The 17,737-nt window shown below is 48.6% G+C and carries 10 protein-coding genes and 1 pseudogene; 6 read left to right on the plus strand and 5 right to left on the minus strand.

What is annotated here, in order from left to right; translation table 11 throughout:
* From IKG78_RS10220 to IKG78_RS10230, 3 genes are all read left to right on the plus strand, one after another.
* Positions 1-2,278: Ig-like domain-containing protein (locus IKG78_RS10220; RefSeq protein WP_290943012.1), on the plus strand; the 2,278-nt coding region annotated here is incomplete at its 5' end.
* Between the two features lie 75 nt (positions 2,279-2,353).
* The gene (locus IKG78_RS10225; protein ID WP_290943014.1) at positions 2,354-4,054 is read left to right on the plus strand and encodes a LamG-like jellyroll fold domain-containing protein; all 1,701 of its coding nucleotides are present in this window, start codon (positions 2,354-2,356) and stop codon (positions 4,052-4,054) included.
* Between the two features lie 110 nt (positions 4,055-4,164).
* Complete coding sequence (locus tag IKG78_RS10230; RefSeq protein WP_290943017.1) at positions 4,165-5,925, plus strand: hypothetical protein; 1,761 nt, start codon at positions 4,165-4,167, stop codon at positions 5,923-5,925.
* A gap of 190 nt (positions 5,926-6,115) precedes the next feature.
* Here the strand turns inward: IKG78_RS10230 and IKG78_RS10235 are convergent, their stop codons facing one another.
* The 5 genes from IKG78_RS10235 to IKG78_RS10255 form a co-directional block, all read right to left on the minus strand.
* Positions 6,116-8,011 carry a glycoside hydrolase family 5 protein gene (locus IKG78_RS10235; RefSeq protein WP_290943019.1) on the minus strand — a complete coding sequence of 632 codons (1,896 nt, stop codon included), beginning with the start codon at positions 8,009-8,011 and terminating at the stop codon, positions 6,116-6,118.
* Positions 8,012-8,038: 27 nt separating this feature from the next.
* Positions 8,039-9,265: a carboxypeptidase regulatory-like domain-containing protein gene (locus IKG78_RS10240; RefSeq protein WP_290943023.1), complete on the minus strand. Its 1,227-nt coding sequence runs from the start codon at positions 9,263-9,265 to the stop codon at positions 8,039-8,041.
* Positions 9,265-10,074 (minus strand): TIGR02147 family protein, encoded by an 810-nt coding sequence (locus tag IKG78_RS10245; protein WP_290943025.1) that lies wholly within the window; start codon positions 10,072-10,074, stop codon positions 9,265-9,267. Before IKG78_RS10245 ends, IKG78_RS10240 begins: the two co-directional genes overlap by 1 nt.
* 117 nt (positions 10,075-10,191) lie before the next feature.
* The gene (locus IKG78_RS10250; protein WP_290943027.1) at positions 10,192-11,586 is read right to left on the minus strand and encodes a LamG domain-containing protein; all 1,395 of its coding nucleotides are present in this window, start codon (positions 11,584-11,586) and stop codon (positions 10,192-10,194) included.
* The gene (locus IKG78_RS10255; protein WP_290943031.1) at positions 11,576-12,427 is read right to left on the minus strand and encodes a TIGR02147 family protein; all 852 of its coding nucleotides are present in this window, start codon (positions 12,425-12,427) and stop codon (positions 11,576-11,578) included. Before IKG78_RS10255 ends, IKG78_RS10250 begins: the two co-directional genes overlap by 11 nt.
* 193 nt (positions 12,428-12,620) lie before the next feature.
* On the opposite strand from IKG78_RS10255, the gene IKG78_RS10260 reads away from it, so the two are divergent.
* The 3 genes and pseudogenes from IKG78_RS10260 to IKG78_RS10275 all read left to right on the plus strand — a co-directional run.
* A complete protein-coding gene (locus IKG78_RS10260) occupies positions 12,621-15,050 on the plus strand; it encodes a DUF4859 domain-containing protein (RefSeq protein ID WP_290943033.1) in 2,430 nt (809 codons plus the stop codon).
* Between the two features lie 265 nt (positions 15,051-15,315).
* Positions 15,316-17,523, plus strand: a pseudogene (locus IKG78_RS20370) (rhamnogalacturonan lyase).
* Positions 17,524-17,556: 33 nt separating this feature from the next.
* Positions 17,557-17,737, plus strand: a 181-nt coding sequence (locus tag IKG78_RS10275; protein ID WP_290943040.1) for a hypothetical protein, incomplete at its 3' end; no start/stop codon positions are given.

A 17,737-nucleotide genomic window follows, 5' to 3' on the forward strand; every position in this document is an offset into this window, starting at 1 on the left:
TGGTGGTGGCGATAAAATTGGTTCGCAGTTGGTTGCTGCGACATATAATGCGGGCGAAGGACCGGGCGTCTGGATTGTGGCCGATGGTGGTTACAGACTTTATCATAACGGAGCGCTTCTGGCCGAAGATAACCAGGCGGGACGCGTGCGGTTCGTTCCGATGACGTTCTTGCCGGGCGAAAATGCAATTTCAGTCGTGGGCGTGAACGGCAAAGGCGCCCCTGGCGTTATGGTGCAGATTGACGACCTCGACAAGTCTTACTATTCCGGCGCTGGCTGGAAATCGAAACCGGTCGTCGGTAATAATTCCTGGAAAAATAAAGGCCGCGACCTCTCGCAGTGGGGTGGCGCTACGACGCTATCTTATGCGAACAACAAACTCCCGAGCGGGGGCGACTTGAACGGCTTTGCTGCCAATACGCAGGCCAAGTGGATTTGGACGAGTGCCGAAATGGATCCGACGGCAGTGCTACTTTATACGTTCTATGTGAAAGCGGAAGGCTTTGGCGTATCCACAACGGGTGGCGACGCAGGCAAAGTCGTCATTGCAAGCGATTCCGCGAGCATTCGCAAGCACTTGCAGAGTAACGACGCCGTTACAATCCTCGTGCCCGAAGGCACTTACGACTTTAGGCAATTCCGCAACGCAGTTACCGAAGCCAAAAGCAAAGGCCGCACCTGGTGCAAGACCACCTGCACCGAGAAAAACCGCGTCACCGGCAAGACCAATACGTTCTATCGTATTACTTTTAAGGCGAATAGCTGCAGCGATTTGACCGAGGCGGGTGTGCAGATTGTACAGGAAAGCGAAAATCTGCAGGCGTGGAGCAACTGGATTACCACCAAGCCCAACAAGAGTCTTGTGGGCATGGGCCGTGGTGCGAACTTGCGCGGTGCATCCATCGCTGTGCGCAGTAACGAAGGTTCTAGCAACCACATCTATCGAAACCTCGCCATTTACGATGTGAACCCTCACCTGATTGAAGGCGGCGATGGCCTTGAAACTGTGGGAACGTCAGACAAACATGTGAAAAAATTCTGGGCAGACCACATCAGCTACAAGTGGATTTCTGATGGCATGGACATGGAATTTGTAGATGATGCGACTATCAGCTACTTGGATTTTGATGGTGCGAATGAATATAACTGCTGGGGCACCGACCCTTACATGGCCTTGGTCGAAGATGCTCACATGACCTATGCGAACAACTACTGGCACAATACCTATGGACGCGTGCCGAAAGTGACGGGCGAAGTCAACGGTTCGCAAGTTCATCTGTACAACCAGTATGTAGATTACAACCGCTTCTTTGTCGCCGGAGCCGATGGCCATAGTGCAAATGCGAAGGCTTATGTGCGTTACGAAAACAGCTACATCGACAATGGGCAAGGCTATCTTGCCGAATGGGGCGACAATGGCTATGTGTATTTTAGCGGTGTCTCGTTCGGGAACGGCACCAAGCAACAGCACCGTTACAAGGGAACGGTGACGCTGGGTGTCCCGAATGCGGCGACGTTCAATCCGAGCTACAGTTTTGAAAAGCGTACGGTTGCAAATCTCCCCAAGGAAATTTCGAACTTGGCTGGGGTGGGAGGCCGCTATGGCAAGATGCCGGAATACAATCAGAAATTTGGGCAAAGTAACAAGGCGGCAAGCGTTACCTTGACCGCCCCTGCGGCGGGTGCGAAGTTCCAAGTGGGTGCTGCGGTTACGCTGAAAGCCGACGCGAAGGACAACGACGGTTCTGTGAAAAGTGTGGCATTTTACGTGGGCAATACGCTTGTCGGAACGGCTACGGCGGCTCCATACCAAGTGAACGTCGAGGGCGTGGAACCGGGAACGCATTCCGCAGTCGCTGTGGTGACGGATAATTCTGGACTCTCGTGGATGAGCGAATACGTGACTTTTGCCGTGGAGGGTGCGGTTGTTTCGTCTTCTTCGAGTGTGCCGGAAGCAATGTCCAGTTCGAGTGACGCGGCATCATCTTCGAGCTTAGTTGAGTCTTTTTCTTCGAATGCGCAGGCTCCCGTGGAATCAAGCAGCAGCGCTTGTGTCGTCATTCCGGGCTCAGACCCGGAATCTTGTGGAACGACTGGCATTGCTCCTTACGCCATGCGGATGGCGACTGAAGCGGAAGCGTCTTTTTACCGCGTTTTTGACATGCAGGGACGCCCGCTGTTCGCAGGCAACCACAAGCCTGCGAAGATGCCCGCTGCGCGGGTCATCGTGGTGGAATTCACCACAGCGGGCTCCGTAAAGCGACGCTACGTGCAATAGCGATTGTTCGATAATGGTTGCTGTAGCGTACAATTACAATTTCTTTTTCCGAAATTCTTATATATATTGGTATCAATGAAGTTCTGCAAAAACATAAATGCTGTTCTGGTCGCCGCTTTGGCGGCCTTTATGGCGTTTTTTGCAGGGTGTTCTTCGGACAGTGATGTGGCTGGCAACAGCGCCGAGACGGGTTCTCCGGAACTTGCGGGAATTTTGGTGCTCGACAATGGTAAACCGGCTGCTCGTACGAAGGTTCAGTGCGTGCCGAGAGGCTACAATATTCTTGCAGCAAGCAAAGCCGAACAGGTTCTTCCATCAGCATTCGAAACCGTAACCGACGAAAACGGCAACTACGAATTTGACTCCATCCCGTCGGGCAATTTCTCTCTCGAGGCATTCCACGAAGAATCGGGCAAACGCCTTTTGGTGCAAAACATCGAGGTCTCAAAAGGCGACTCTATTGCTGTCAGTGATACTTTGCGAGAACCGGGAATCGTGAAGTTCGAAGGCGTAAAAATGGATTCGAACGGCGTAACGGGAATCGCAACCGTTTTGGGAACGACGATTCGTAGAGAATTCATTGTTCACGAGCAGGCTTTAGTTGTCGATAGCTTGCCTGCGGGAAAACTTGATTTGCAAGTATTCTTTGGCGAATATTCTGGCGAAAAACCTTGGGCGAATCTAAATGTTGATGTTGTTGCGGGGGATACTGAGACTATTCTTTTGACGCGTCAGATTGGGCCTGAAATTGAAATTCTTCATCATGATTCTGTAACCCTTACCTTTGTGGCTCCGCTTGCACTCCCCGAAGGGAATGATTCTCTGAATTCTGTAATGACTGATATCCCGGTTGCACTTCGCTTGACGGAGAATAACTGCAATTTTGATTCGCTGAAGTCTGTTGATAATGGTCGTTGGGAGGCTGTGCGTATTTCGAAAGGCGGAAGTCGTAGCAATAAACTCCCGATTAACTATGCAAGTTTTGATAGAAAGTCAAAGGAATTGGTAATCTGGGTCCGCGTAGATTCCTTGAATGTCTGTGATTTGTTAGAGATAGTTTATGAAGGTTTGCTGGACCCTCTTTACGCATTAGATGTGTTCCCGACGAACCGCAGTTATTCGCTTGTGTGGCATTTTGATAGTGGAATGGCGGCTGTAAGCGATGGGGCGGAAAAAGGGTATTTTGAAGGCTTGCCGACAGGGGATGCGCCTGCCGACGGTGTTGTGGGCGAGGGGATAAAACTTGATGAAGGCGATGTTGTTGTTGTCGAGAACTCCGCCATCGCAGACAGTTCACGCAAGGTGAACCTGAACTATGACGGCAGTGAATATTTCTGTTTCTCTGTATGGGTGCAGTTGGAATCGCTCGACAAGGAACAGAAAATATTCGAAAAAGAAAAGGAATATGAGCTTCGCTTCGACCCCGCCAAAGGCTTTGTTGTAAATCTCTGGGTCCCTGATTCCGTGAATTACCTGTATTCTTGGGCTTCGGGAACATCTGGCGTTAAGGCCGGCGAATGGGTCTATGTTGCATTCAGTCGCCATACGACATCTCAGGTCGTCTTCTATCTGAACAAAACCAAAATTGAATCTGAACCCGAACGGATTGCTTGGGGCGGTGCCCGCGATTTAAAGGATTTCAAAGTGGGTGGCTTTGCGGGCAAAATCGATGAACTTATGCTCGGCAGCTGCTTCCGCGACGACGATTGGACGCGCCTCACGTACTTGAATCAAAAGCCGACAGATTACTGGCCTGTTTTGCAGGTGCTAAAATAAAGATTTTTTTTTGGATTTGAGTGTAGTCTATAGACAACATTTCGTGAAAAAGTTATGGCATTTCCGCTTCAATGAATATATTTTTACGCGTGTAAAGAAAGGATGTTTGTATGGGTTTGAAGTTTGGCTTTTGCAAGAATATTGCTGTTTCTGCACTCGGCTTGACGCTTTCTGGTTTTGCGGGGGCCGGTGCCGAACCGCTCGCGTTTCCCGAAGCGCTTGGGTTTGGTGCAAATGTTACCGGCGGTCGTAGCGGTACGGTTTACCATGTGACAAATCTGAATGACGATGGCGTTGGCTCTTTCCGCGATGCTGTGAGTCAAGGGAACCGCATTGTCGTTTTTGACGTAGGTGGCATTATCAATATCAAGACGGCGGTTTCTATCAAGAGCGATATCACGATTGCGGGGCAGACTGCACCGGGTGAGGGTATTGCCATTCATGGCGGAAAACTCAGTACTGGAAAACAAAGTAACATCATCATTCGTTACTTGCGCATCCGTCCAGGCGAAAATACAGCCAGCACAAAAGACGATGGCTTGAATCTTTATGATGCAAAAAATGTTATTGTCGATCACTGCTCCGTGGAACTTGCTCCGTGGAACAATTTCGGCGGAAGTTCCGATAATGCAGATTATCGAGTTACTGGCATCACGGTTCAGAATTCGTTGATTGCAAACCCGATTGGACAACAGTTTGGTGCCCACATTGAATCTATTGATGGAACTTGGGCTTGGTATTACAATGCGTTTGTCAATACGCACAACAGAAACCCGCTAGATAAAATTAATGATATCTTTGTAAACAACATTCTTTATAACTTTGAAGCTGGATTTACGACGCATACGAGTGCAAAATTCAACCATGATATTATCAATAATTATTTTGTCTATGGTCCCGAGGGCAAAAATGAATGGTTTCAGGTCGATAAGAACCAGAGCATTTACGCTAGTGGCAACATGATTGACAAAAATCGCGATGGCGTGCTCAATGGCGGTCCGACAAGTATTTACTGGTATCAAGGCGAAGGGACGATTTTGAACAAGCCTTGGAATGAACTTACGACAAAAGGACCGATGCTGAGTGCGGCAAGCGCCTGGCGTTACGTGAATTCGCAAAGTGGCGTCCTCCCCTACGACGACATTGATTCGCTTATCTGGCACCAGGTCGGCACGCTCGGCAAGGAAGGCGCGCTCGTAAAATCCGTAGGCGCGATGGGCCTCAAAACAAACAACGGCTGGGGTGAAGTCATCGCCGGGAAAGCAGCCACGGACAGCGACAAAGACGGTATGCCGGACTACTTCGAAGAAGCAATGGGCTATGACTCCGCAAAAGACGATGCGATGGTCAAGGAAAGCGATGGCTACGTGCGTATCGAAAAGTACATCAACTGGCTTGGTGCCATGCACGCTAAAGTCGAAGGGAACGGAACTCTCGATTTTGACTTGCGTTCGATTACGCGTGGGTTCCAAGATGTAAAACCTGCGTATAGCGTTTTGGCTGCCGAAAATGGATTGGTCGATTTGCAGAAGGACGGTTACACGGCTCGTTTTACGCCTGACAAGAATTTCAAGGGACTCGCTTCGTTCAAATATACCGTCAAAGGGAACGATAACACCGAATACACAGGCCGCGTAGAAATACTCGTCGAAAAGTCCGCAAACGCAAGCGAGCCGCCAAAACAGCCGCAAGACTCCAGCGAAACGGCACAAGACTCTAGCAAGACAGCGCAAGATTCCACAACGGCAATTCGAGATGCTTTCCGAGATGCGCGCGCAATGCGCAACGCGCCTCAAACGCACAAAAATTCGTTCCACGACCTGAAAGGTCGCCGCTTTGATAAGCATATTCCGTACAGGGTAATGTTCTAAATCAAATTCAAACTATTCTCATCGAACCCTAAAACCACAACACCTCGACAAATGTCGAGGTGTTTTTTATTGACAAAGTCAATTCTAAGCACTGCGCCTCGGTCATGGGCAAGCAAGCTTGTCCGCGACTCTCGGCTTGGGTGCTTTTCATCAGCAAAGCCAATTCTAAGATTTAATAGAAAGATGAATATTACTTTACCGTTACCGGATAGACAGAATTTCCAATGCGGAGAATGTAGCGACCAGCACGCGGTGCAGTCATCGAGAGATCGCCCGTTTTGGCAACGCCCACACGCAAAGTTTGTCCAAGAACATTGGAGAGCGAATAATGGCTTCCATTCTTAACGCCCGTCGCAACGATATTCAAGCCGTCAGTATTCACGCGAACAAAATTGCGAGTAGCCATTCTCGTCGTCGGGATACTTAAAACGTCCGGGATTTCCATAACCGTGTAATTGGACACATTTTCGACGCACTTGAGACTATCAATCCAAAGATAATCGCCAAACGCAATGTTGGTAACGCTAAAGCGGAGCGCCGTCGTCAACTTTGTAGAGAAAATTGTCGGTACATCAGCCTGCCAGCCATTATTGACCATCCAGCCAAAATCCACATAAGCGGTTGTCCATTCCGGAGAATAAGGCATGCCGACAAACGGATAATCCCAAAGTCCCTGACCGAGAATTTCGGTAGACGTATTCCAATCGCTATAGGCTACAAATTGATGGTTCGTACCTTTATAGCGGTAGCTGAACATCTTGCACTTGGAAATATCAAAATTAAAAGTAAAATCGGCATTCACATAAGGGGCATAATCAAAAGCCGTGCCGACCGTATCAAGCTTGATTTTATCCATCTTGACCATTCCGTTTTCGGAATTATCTTCGAAACTAGAATTACCGTGGTCTCCCTGTTCATCGCTACCGCTCACATCCGTAATAAAGCTCCATTCGCCGGTAGCATCTGTCGATGTCGTCTTGAGAGCAAACGGGAGATCATCGTTAATTTGCGAAGCCCAATCAAGGTTCTTTGTGTAAGTCGTCTTTTGCGGAAGAACGTTCGCCTTGATATAGTTGTCGTCATCATTATCTTCAAGATACGGTTTTTCGACATCCCATTTGGCGGTAGAAAGTTTCTTTTCGTCAACCCATTTCAGGAACGCATCGGCATTCGCCTTGGTCTTGGCATCGTTGATATCTTTTTCGACCCAGCCCCATTCGGTCACGAAAACACTGAGACCCGCAGCAATAGCCTTGTTCGGGCTTGCATTCTGGCTAGTCGACGTTTCATTGATGTTATGCATATTGGCATAAAAATGATGCGTGTAAGCAACATTCTTGTCAACGACCGGATTTGCAACAGCATCGCCAGCCGCAGAAGACCACATCGGTGTCCCTACAATAATTAAGTTATCCGAATATTTACGAATTTCCTGAACAACTGTATCAGCATAAGCCTTGAGGTCATTCCAACTTTCACTTACCGGTTCATTGTAAATTTCAAAAATCACATGTGGGTATTTGCCATAACGCTGAGCCATGGTTCCAAAGAATTTTGCAGCGTCACTTGCCGTAAAGCAAGCCTTATTATCGTTAAATTCGTACTTCGGTTTTACACCCTTGTGAATGCAATTATAATAGCCACCTTCACTGTGCCAGTCCACCAAAACATAAACATCGTTTCTGATAGCCGCCTGTACGACCGTGTCCATTTGTGCGGAATAATATTCAGGACGAGTCTTGTAATTCCCTTGTCCCCAATTTCCAACGGAACCCATTGCAGAGCGAACAAGTTCAACATTCCACTCGCCTACAAGCGAATCAATAAAGGAATTGCCGTAGAACGACATTCCGTTTGGCCAAAAGATACTCCAGGTAAGGCTCATTCCGCGTACCTGAACTTCGGCTCCATCTTTGACGCCTTGCACGCTTCCATAAATGCGACCTTCGCCAGCGGAATTCTTGCCGGCTTGCAAAGCACCGTATTGACTTACGGGGCCTACGCGCGTGGGCTGAATTGTTGCAAATGCGCTACCCACAAAGGCAAACGCACACAAGGCGACAATCGCCATTTTTGACTTTTTCATACTCTCTCCTATACGTGAAAAAGAATTTTAAAAACGCATCCCGAGACTCGGCCACATACTGGGCGAAATACCGTCAAAGCGGATATTGTCAAGGTAAATTTCGGTATCGTCAATAACGAGAATGTTGATTGCATTGACCGCAATAAGTTCTGTATCGAAATCATCTGCCGTAAACGTGAAATGTTCCCATTTTTCCGTGAGCGTCACAAAGTACGATTCGTGATATTCACGTTCGCCTTTATCACTGCGTTTGGCTATCTGCAACGAGATTATTCCAGAACCTCTGGCATCAAACGAAATTGCAGTCGCCTTACGCAAATCATAGAACGCAAACATTTCAGCCTTATCAAAATCATCACCAATCGTAAAACCGATAACTCCATAATGCCCCGGAGTTTCCTCATCTATATCAAATGAGACGTGCAAACTTTTTCCGCTTTTAGCGCTATCACCAGAAACAAAAAGATTTTCACTATCGACACCCGCGCTTGCACGGCTTCCGCCACCCTGCAACGAGTCTGTGCAAATAAACCACCAGCCCTGTCCAAAACTTTTTCCGATAAACGTCTGCTTTTTCCAGTTTTCAAAATCTTCGACAACCGTAAAAATGCTATCTGCGAGATTAATGTTGTTCGTTGTCGCACCTTCTTTCAATCCAGTTTCCATCTGGTACGAGAGCTTTCCGAAGTAGCCTTCGACAAAAGCGTAATGCACGCCCGCAGGCAAATCATTAAATTCAAAGTTTCCGTTTGCATCCGTAACAACAGACTTATCCAAAATGGAAATAGTTGCACCTTCTACAGCAGCACCGTTATTCGTTATTGATCCCTTAAGGGATTCGCTTGCCGCAATAGAAAGGGTTTGTTCGGGACTACGTTCGAGATTGACCCAGCGCATTGTAGATAATGAGTCGCCCGAACGCGTTTCCAAAAGCTGGACAGGCGCTTTTTCACCAAGAACAGCGGACCTAATTTCAAGAACACCATTGTTATCCAAAGAATCTTCATACGCCACATGCATGGAGTCTTCGTCCAAAATCCACACGCGAGCAAGCGCATTCACCAAAGGTTTCCCATGATTTGTCGCCGTGATAATCCCTGCAATTTCAGTTTCACCAGCATTACTACCCGTGCCGTTTGCGATGTCAGAATTTTCGCTACAGCCAACAAGCGAAATACAAAGGATTGCGACAAAAGCCACAACACCCAAAGGGAATTCCCAAGCCAGTTTTCGTAAAACATTACGGAGGTACATTACTTTACCTCCTTGACTTTGGCGCGGTTCACCAACTGAAACCCTACATGGCAAACACGGTCTGGATTTTTCTCTTCACGAGATAATGCAAGAATTTTTTCGCGAAGTTTCGCAATTTCTTCGCGGACTTTTTCAAAGCTTTCTTTAGACAAACTGCACGTAACACTCGTAACGCTGCGGTCATCACTAGTGAACAGATCATAAACTTCACTATTCACTTCAAGATTTTTTAGATGGTATTTGCGTAAAATCGTAGAACGCACGCGAGGCGGAGTTGAAACAATAGGCTGTTCCACACGATATACACCATTTTCATCTAACGTAACGAATCCCGATTCCATCAAATAGCGAATACCACTTTCCACCTGAGGAGCGCGAAGCACTGGCGTAAACATGCGTCCAATTTTTTCCGCCGGCATATTTGGCGGAAGCAGAGGGAGCAAGTCGCGCAACACGGGATAGTACCATTTCGAGAAAAACTTGAGCGAAGAATCCTGCAGAGCAAATTCCTGATTGTTCGCACGGACCGCAAGGAGCTTTCGCAACAATTCTTCGCGTACATCTACATTCTTTTCGTTACCGAAGCGCACCAAATCGAGAAAGTAATCCGATTCATCAACAGAAAGCCCCCAAGACTTGGCGATATTTTTCGCATTCGCAATGGACAGCGGGCGCGAGCCATCTAGGATTCGGCTGAAAAACGCAGAACCGGAAACACCCGCATTTTCTTGAATCGCTCGGAGCGAAAGGCCCTTTGACTGCATTGTTTCCAAAACAGCGCGAATATAATCGCGGTAATCAAAATACATAAATACACTAATTTTGGAAACATCTATCATATTTCCAAATATAAGCAATTATTATCAATTTTTCAATGTAAATTTTTATATATAATTTACAAAATACATTATTTTTGGAAACACATTTTAAGGCTTCAGTTGCTCGTACATGACCTCAATCCACTCGGGACTGCGGGCGATGGATTCAACGCGAACTTCGTCAATGGCGCCGCTCCAAGTTTCGGTCTCGATTTCGTCGCCACCGATGCGGAAAGGAACGCTGCGTTTCAGCTCGTTCGGCACGAACTCCCTTGCAAATTCAGCTCCATCGGAAACCGCAATCGCTACGGGTTCGCCGTTCACATACATGCTCACCATGTGATTTTTGGAAACGAGCACGAGAAAAGCCCACTCCCCGACCGGTACGGAGGTCGAATCCCCGAAATACACCGCCCCAGGGTAGTCCGGCATACCTTTCATTACAGCAAACGTTCCGCTATTCACCTCGTAATGCCACTGGAATCGCGAAGTCGAATCACTCCAATATTCACGCTGGCTAAATAGCACTTGATGTTCTCCGTTGGGGCCATTCCACTTGGTCCAAAGCGAAAGTGTAAAGTCGCCGCCCGTTGGATCAAGCGTATCCAAGTCGATAAATTGTCCCGGTTCCAAAAGAACAGCTTCACCTCGAACCCCCTCTACGTAATTTATGCTATCCACTAAAGAGGAATCGTGATTTAGCACCTTGACATCACCATCCATGTGGAGAACTTTTTGAATTTCTGGATTGCCATATCCATTCGGGAGATAATAATAATCCGGAAGGTAATAATGGAAACCATAGTAACTCGCAATGACTGACATATCGCTGCTCGTAAGCATATCCCCGTTGACCGAAAGTTCAGGCAACTTAAGCGTATCCATCGAACCCAATGCCGTAAATTCGAACTCAGCGATAGCCGAATCATTCTGCATGTACACAAGGTCCATTCTATAACCCGACGGGATGGAATCGAACGCAAAGGAGCCGTCCTCGGCAATCGGCGAGCGCAAATGCGTTCCCGGAATGCGCATATAACCAGAAGTCGCCCCGGAGATTTTTCCGCTTACAGTCTTATGCGGACCAATACAAATCGTATCCTTCCTTACATAAGAAAGTCCATCGCCACGCAAGCCGGATTGTCCTTTGGATTCCGCATAAAAAAGCGGCATTTTTTTTAACTCCGAAAACCTTGTAATCGGGCCAAGCTTAAAGAATCCTGTAGAATCAGCGACCGTTTCAAGCGAATCCACAATTTCTTTTGAATTATCCAGATAAGCAACCACACGCGCAGCAGGCACGGCACGCCCCTGCAAGTCTTGCACCACGCCAAAATATCTCAGCGTATCAGGCTCCCTTGCAATAGAATTCCCGATATCGGTCACTCCACCAGCAACATCATTGCTACTTGAGCAAGCAAGAAGCACCGATAAAAACGCAAGCGACATCACGCACGCACTGCGACCATGCGACAACTTTAGATAAACTTGTCTATTTTTCATTTTCCGCCTCCTTCCCTATTTTCTTGCTCATCGGGAACGCCACAAGCATCATTTCGTAAACGCGTTCCACTTCCGAATCATTTGCCGCACGGGCAATAATTTTCTTGCGGGCTTCTTCCAGCACCTCTACCGCATAATTGTAGGATTTTTCACTCATCGCAAGAGTCGTGAACGCCGCAAAGCGTTCGTTTTTGGGCATAGATTCCACGGCGCCCATCGCATGCTGCATATATTCATGACGGATGCGTCGCAACGCCATTGGCGGGATTTCCGAAGCATCGAGCATTTGCGATGTTTCAACATAACGCCCACCCTCTTTTTTCAGGAGCCCCCATTCCAGCAGCTTTTTCACCGCATCGCGTGCCTCGTCCGTCGTTATCTGCGGCACAACTGAACGCGCCAACACACGGTAGTCACCATCCCAATCCGACGATACCGCCAACTCGCGCACAATCGGATAATACCACTTTTCGAAATACCCCTGTTCACGCGTGGTGACATGCGTAAATTCAATCTGCTTGCGAATTTGGACAATCTGATTCCAAGCATTTTCGCGCTCATCAATTTGTTGCGCCTGGTTGTACTGAACCAGCGCTTCGAAATACGTCCTTTGCAACGGTTCGAATTCCATCGCCTTTGAAATTTTTTCGATGGATTTCGGAGTCAAATTGAAACGGCCACGGATAACATTCAGACAATAAGAAGAGCTACTGAATCCCGCTTTTGCCGCAAAAAATCGATGCGAAAACACCGACCGCATTTTCTTCTGTTCCTCAAAATAGTCTTGCAGGAACTTGCGGAAGTCGTCATAGTCAAACAGATGTTCAAGCGCAATGCACATGGTTTTAAACTAGAAATTTTTTACACAAAAATCAATAAAATACACAAAATTACAATTAAATCAATATATTTCATTAATTGTTCTTACACATTTACACACTTCTAACACAGAAAATCATTCCATTTTTCTTAAAAACTTGCACTAGGGCACACCAAAAATTATTTCTCTAAATAGCATAAAAATGGAGTGTGTTATGCAAAAAAGTTGTTTGGGATGGATTCCGGGCGCCGTTTTGTCGGCTGCCCTAGGTGTTCACGTATATGCGGCGTCGGGTGATGCTTACACATGGCCCGGCTACCGCAGCGACCTGGATTACGACACAAAGTCTAATCTGGGCGACATTCAGCCGCCGACCAAGTTCAATAACAATTGTTCGGGCGTTACCGGAAAGAAGGCCGGTAAATGGTGGGCGTTTTATTGGGGCAAGGATCGCGACAGCCGCATTACCGACGTGACGATTGATTCGATCCTCAAGAAGTACGATACCGATTTTGAGTATTTGTACAATGAGATGGGATGGGCGCCGGATGCCCAAGCGCAAGAAGGCCAGTACAGCGCCATTTATTACTACGGTTCGGGGACATGTGCCGGTGGTGCAAAGGAAGACACGACGGGCGGTTGGCAAACATGGGTGGCTGGCTACACGGCCGTGGCCGCTTCGTTCTATCCGCTGTACAGCTTCAATACGAGTTGCCCCTACCGCGATCGCGTGGCGCAGATGGATGCGATGATTCACGAGGGAATCCACTCGATGACGAACGGTTACCCCGGCGCAAAGGATGCGCACTGGTTTCAGGAAGCGGGCAATACCTGGATTCAGCAGGATATGTTCAGTCACCGCGACGGTGTTTACAACGGTATGGGATTCTTGAACGCGGCAACGGTCATTGCGCCGTTTATGCCAATTGAAACTTATTCGGGCTGGCTGATTGACGGCACTTTCGGTGGCCCTGGTGGCGGTGCCGATGGCGGTGGCGTGACCGGTAAGAACCAGCGTTACCTGTTGGGTGGCTCGCAGTACAGCAACATTTTCCCGACGTTTATCGGAACGTGGATCGGTACGGGTGCGGTGCGCTGGATTTACGGAAATGCTTATGGCAAGACCAAGTACCTGCTTGAAACTTACGGCCTCGACAAGGGTCTTGGCGATGCGGGCGTGCGCAGGCTCATTACCGAATTCCGCGCAAGGCTTGCGATGCTTGATATGAAAAAATGGTCCGGCGAAATCAGGAACCTGCTGAATCAGCATTTCGGAAGCGACACCTACTGGGAACAGGACATGTGGGACAATAACAGGAAAAGCTACACCTGGACCATGACGCCCTACCAGACGGTGACGGAAAGCAACGGCTACCTTGTTCCGAATCAGGAAACGACTCCGGGATGGTCGGGTTCGAATGTGGTGCCGCTGAAGGTGCAAAGCGGCGCTAAAGAAGTGACGGTGAGTTTCTACCCGAACGGCGCAAATTCCAATAACAAGAACATGAATTTCTTGCTGTGCTACCGTGCAACCGACGGTACACCTGTGTACAGCGAACCCATTACGGGCGAAGGTTCCGCGACGCTTCGCCTAGACAAGACGCCTTCTTCGACGAACGGAACACAGATGATTTTTGCCGTGGTTGTAAACACCGATTACCAGTACACCGGCAATACGGGCATTCGTAAGTTGCACTACGATTATAAGCTGAAGCCCGAAGCAGGCGTAAGCGGCGCAGGGGCGGCAAACGTCAAGTATTACAACGACTTTAAACTGGATTACAAGTGGCCCGAACTCGGCGAGGTTCCGGCAGCATCGAGTAGCTCCGTTGCGTCAAGCAATTCTGTCGCTCCCGCAAGTTCCAGCAGTGTGACACCTGCAAGCTCTAGTAGTGAAAAGCCCGCGAATTCCAGCAGTTCCGCAAAAATCATCACGGACGGTGCCACGACATATTCTATCTCAGTGACGCTTCCGATTGACGACAACTATGCGACGGTTTCTGCAAAATTTGAAGTGAACGAAGTAGCGAAAAAGCTTGGACTTACAGCAGCGACGCTTTCTCAGGCGACATTCTTTGCCCAGGAAAGCGACGGCAACGTGGTGACCAACAGCACCGCCACCGCTCCGGGACACTGGTTCGGTAAAGACGGCAAGGTGGTGGAATGGGGCGAGTTCGCCTACATATTCAGCGAAGCCGACTTGTCGAAGGGGACGCTTGCCGTCGGACATTATCCGAACAGCGTGAAGGACGGCGAAAAGTACAGCTTTACGCAGGGACTCACTTACAACGGAAAAACGGTCCTTTTCAAAGTCACGGTCAGCATTACCAACGGATTAGGCAGTGACGAAAGCGGAAAGACCACAGCTATGATGTATGGGCTTGACAAAGTTTCAACGCACATGGACATCGCCCTCCGTAATGGGAATCTCGAAATCTGTTACTCGCTCCCACAGCGCGACAATGTGAAGATAAGCCTATTCAATGGATTCGGAGCATTACTTGCACAAGAAATCACGGGAATGCAAAACGCAGGCTTGCACAAGCGTTCGCTCGACATGAGCCAAATACCGCGCGGCACCTACATCGTAAAAATCACAACGGGCAGCTACCGCGAAGCAAGACCAATTAACATAACAAGATAAACGAGCAAAAGCACAGCACCTCAGCGAAAGTCGAGGTGCTTTTTATTGACGAAGTCAATTCTAAACACTGCGCCTCGGTCAGTTGTCCGCAGACAACGAGAAATTGAGCACATCAGGCATACTACCAACATCCAGATTTATATTAATCTTGCCGGATTATTGTTGTTTGGTTATTCGGCTAAAAAAGGGATAGGATATGAACAAAATTTGGTGTTTGGGATTGTCCCTAGCGCTTGGGCTAGGAAGTGCGCAGGCTGCGCGACAGATGGAATGGTTGAATCGCGGCTTGGTCGCCGTAAAGACGACTAACGGGGTTTTCCTCAGTTGGCGAGTTCTCGGAACAGACGGCAATACGACCGGTTTTAACCTGTATCGCGATGGCGAGAAAATCGCTAGTTTTACGGGTTCGCAGGCAAGCAACTACACAGATACAAAAGGAACAGCATCGAGCAAATACTCGGTGAAGGCTGTTGTCGGCGGCAAGGAAATGGCGGCGGATGCTGCAGTTTCTGTTTGGAGTAATCAGTATCTGACCGTAAATCTTGACCGTCCGAATGGTGGGAGCGATTACACCTACAGCCCGAACGATATCGCGGTAGGCGATGTAGACGGCGATGGAGAATTTGAGCTGATTCTCAAGTGGGATCCGAGCAATTCTAAAGACAATTCGCAGAAGGGCAAAACCGGCAATGTCATTATTGATTGTTACAAAATAAACGGCAAAAAACTTTGGCGCATCGACCTCGGCGTAAACATTCGCGCGGGGGCGCATTACACACAGATGCTTGTGGGCGACTATGACAGCGATGGCAAAGCTGAATTTGCCGTAAAAACAGCACCCGGCACAAAAGACGGTAGTGGCAAAAACTTGTCGCTAGGCTCGGCTAAAGGCGCCGACCATAGCAAGGACTACAGGAACTCGAACGGCTACATTCTTTCGGGACCCGAATGGCTCACGATTTTCAACGGCGAAACCGGTAAGGAAATGGCAACGGTCGATTACAATCCCGGTCGTGGCACCGTCAAGAGCTGGGGCGATAGTTACGGCAACCGCGTCGATCGATTCCTTGCGACAAACGCCTACCTTGACGGCAAAAAGCCAAGCATGGTTTTCCAGCGCGGTTACTACACTCGCACGGCAATTACCGCTTACGATTGGGACGGCAAGACGCTTTCACAGCGCTGGTATTATAACGCGGCTACGAGCGGCAAAGAATGTTACGGTCAAGGTAACCACAACATTTCCGCAGGCGATGTAGATGGCGACGGCTTTGATGAAATTGTTGAAGGAAGTTGCGCCATTGACCATAACGGGAAATTCATGTATCGTACAGGCTAGGGTCACGGCGATGCCATGCACTTGAGCGACCTTGACCCCGATAACCCCGGTCTCGAAGTGTGGCAAGTTCACGAAGAAAAGCCCTACGGATACGATTTGCACGATGCCCGCACCGGCAAGTTGCTTTTTAGCGAAACGAGCTCGGGCGATAACGGGCGCGGCGTCGCAGGTGACGTAGATTCACTAAACCGCGGACACGAACTTTGGTCTGCCGCCAACTGGAATACCTATACCGTAAAGGGAAAAATATGGAAAGCCGATAAGCGCCCGGCTTATAACTTCCGCATCTACTGGGATGGCGACTTGCTTGACGAACTATTGGACAACACAACCATCAGCAAATGGGACAACGCTAAGCAACAAAGCAACACACTTTTCCAAATGCAGGGCAAAAGTTGCAATTCCACCAAGGCAACACCAAACTTTAGCGGCGACATTTTGGGCGACTGGCGCGAAGAAGTTATTTTACACGACGGAGCGTCCAAGCTCTATATCTACACGACTACGATTCCCACAGAATATCGCATGTACACGCTTGCGCACGACCCGATTTACCGTCTCGGCATGAGCTGGCAAAACACCGCCTACAATCAACCTCCGCATTTAGGATTTTGGTTATACGGCAATAAGGACAAGTTCCCGACGCCTGACATTACGCTCGTCGGCGATCATACACCGAAACCCGCCGCGATTATCAAGCAGGGCGCAGGTTCCAGCAGCCAAGCCATTGCGCTCGGCGATTCGATTATTCCGTTCACTTTTGCAATCCAGAATGCCGATGGAGCAACAGTCGAAAACCTCCCTGCAGGCGTAACAGCCAAATGGAATGCACAGACAAATTCCCTATACTTCAGCGGATCGCCAGCCGTCAGCGGAGAGTACACCTACACGATAACAACTAAAGGCGGCGATGCGGAATTTGGCGAAGCAACCCGCAGCGGGAAATTCACAATTACCGACACAAATGCCCCTATTATTCCTGCGGATAGTACAAATGGCATAGCGGATTCCACGACAACATCGCTAAAGTCCCATGTGCAAAGAATGCTGATGAATGGTTCCGGGCGAATTTATGATTTGCGAGGTCGTCTCGTGAAACAACGTAAACATAGAGGTGTTTACTTGACGCGATAAAAGGAGTTTATTATGGGATGTTTTGGACTAAAAATGTTGACTAGCGCGCTCGCCGTTTGGCTCGCAGGGGTATCGCATGCCTTCGCGGGTTCGCCAATCGTCAAAGTTGATTTTGACATGAGCGGACGTAATTCAAGCGAAGTAACCGAGCCGAATTATGTGCCGTGGGTGGTTTCGGGCGTCACATCCAAAGATACGACACTTTCGGGCGTAA

The organism is Fibrobacter sp. (genome assembly GCF_017545445.1).
In the GTDB taxonomy this organism is placed as follows: domain Bacteria; phylum Fibrobacterota; class Fibrobacteria; order Fibrobacterales; family Fibrobacteraceae; genus Fibrobacter.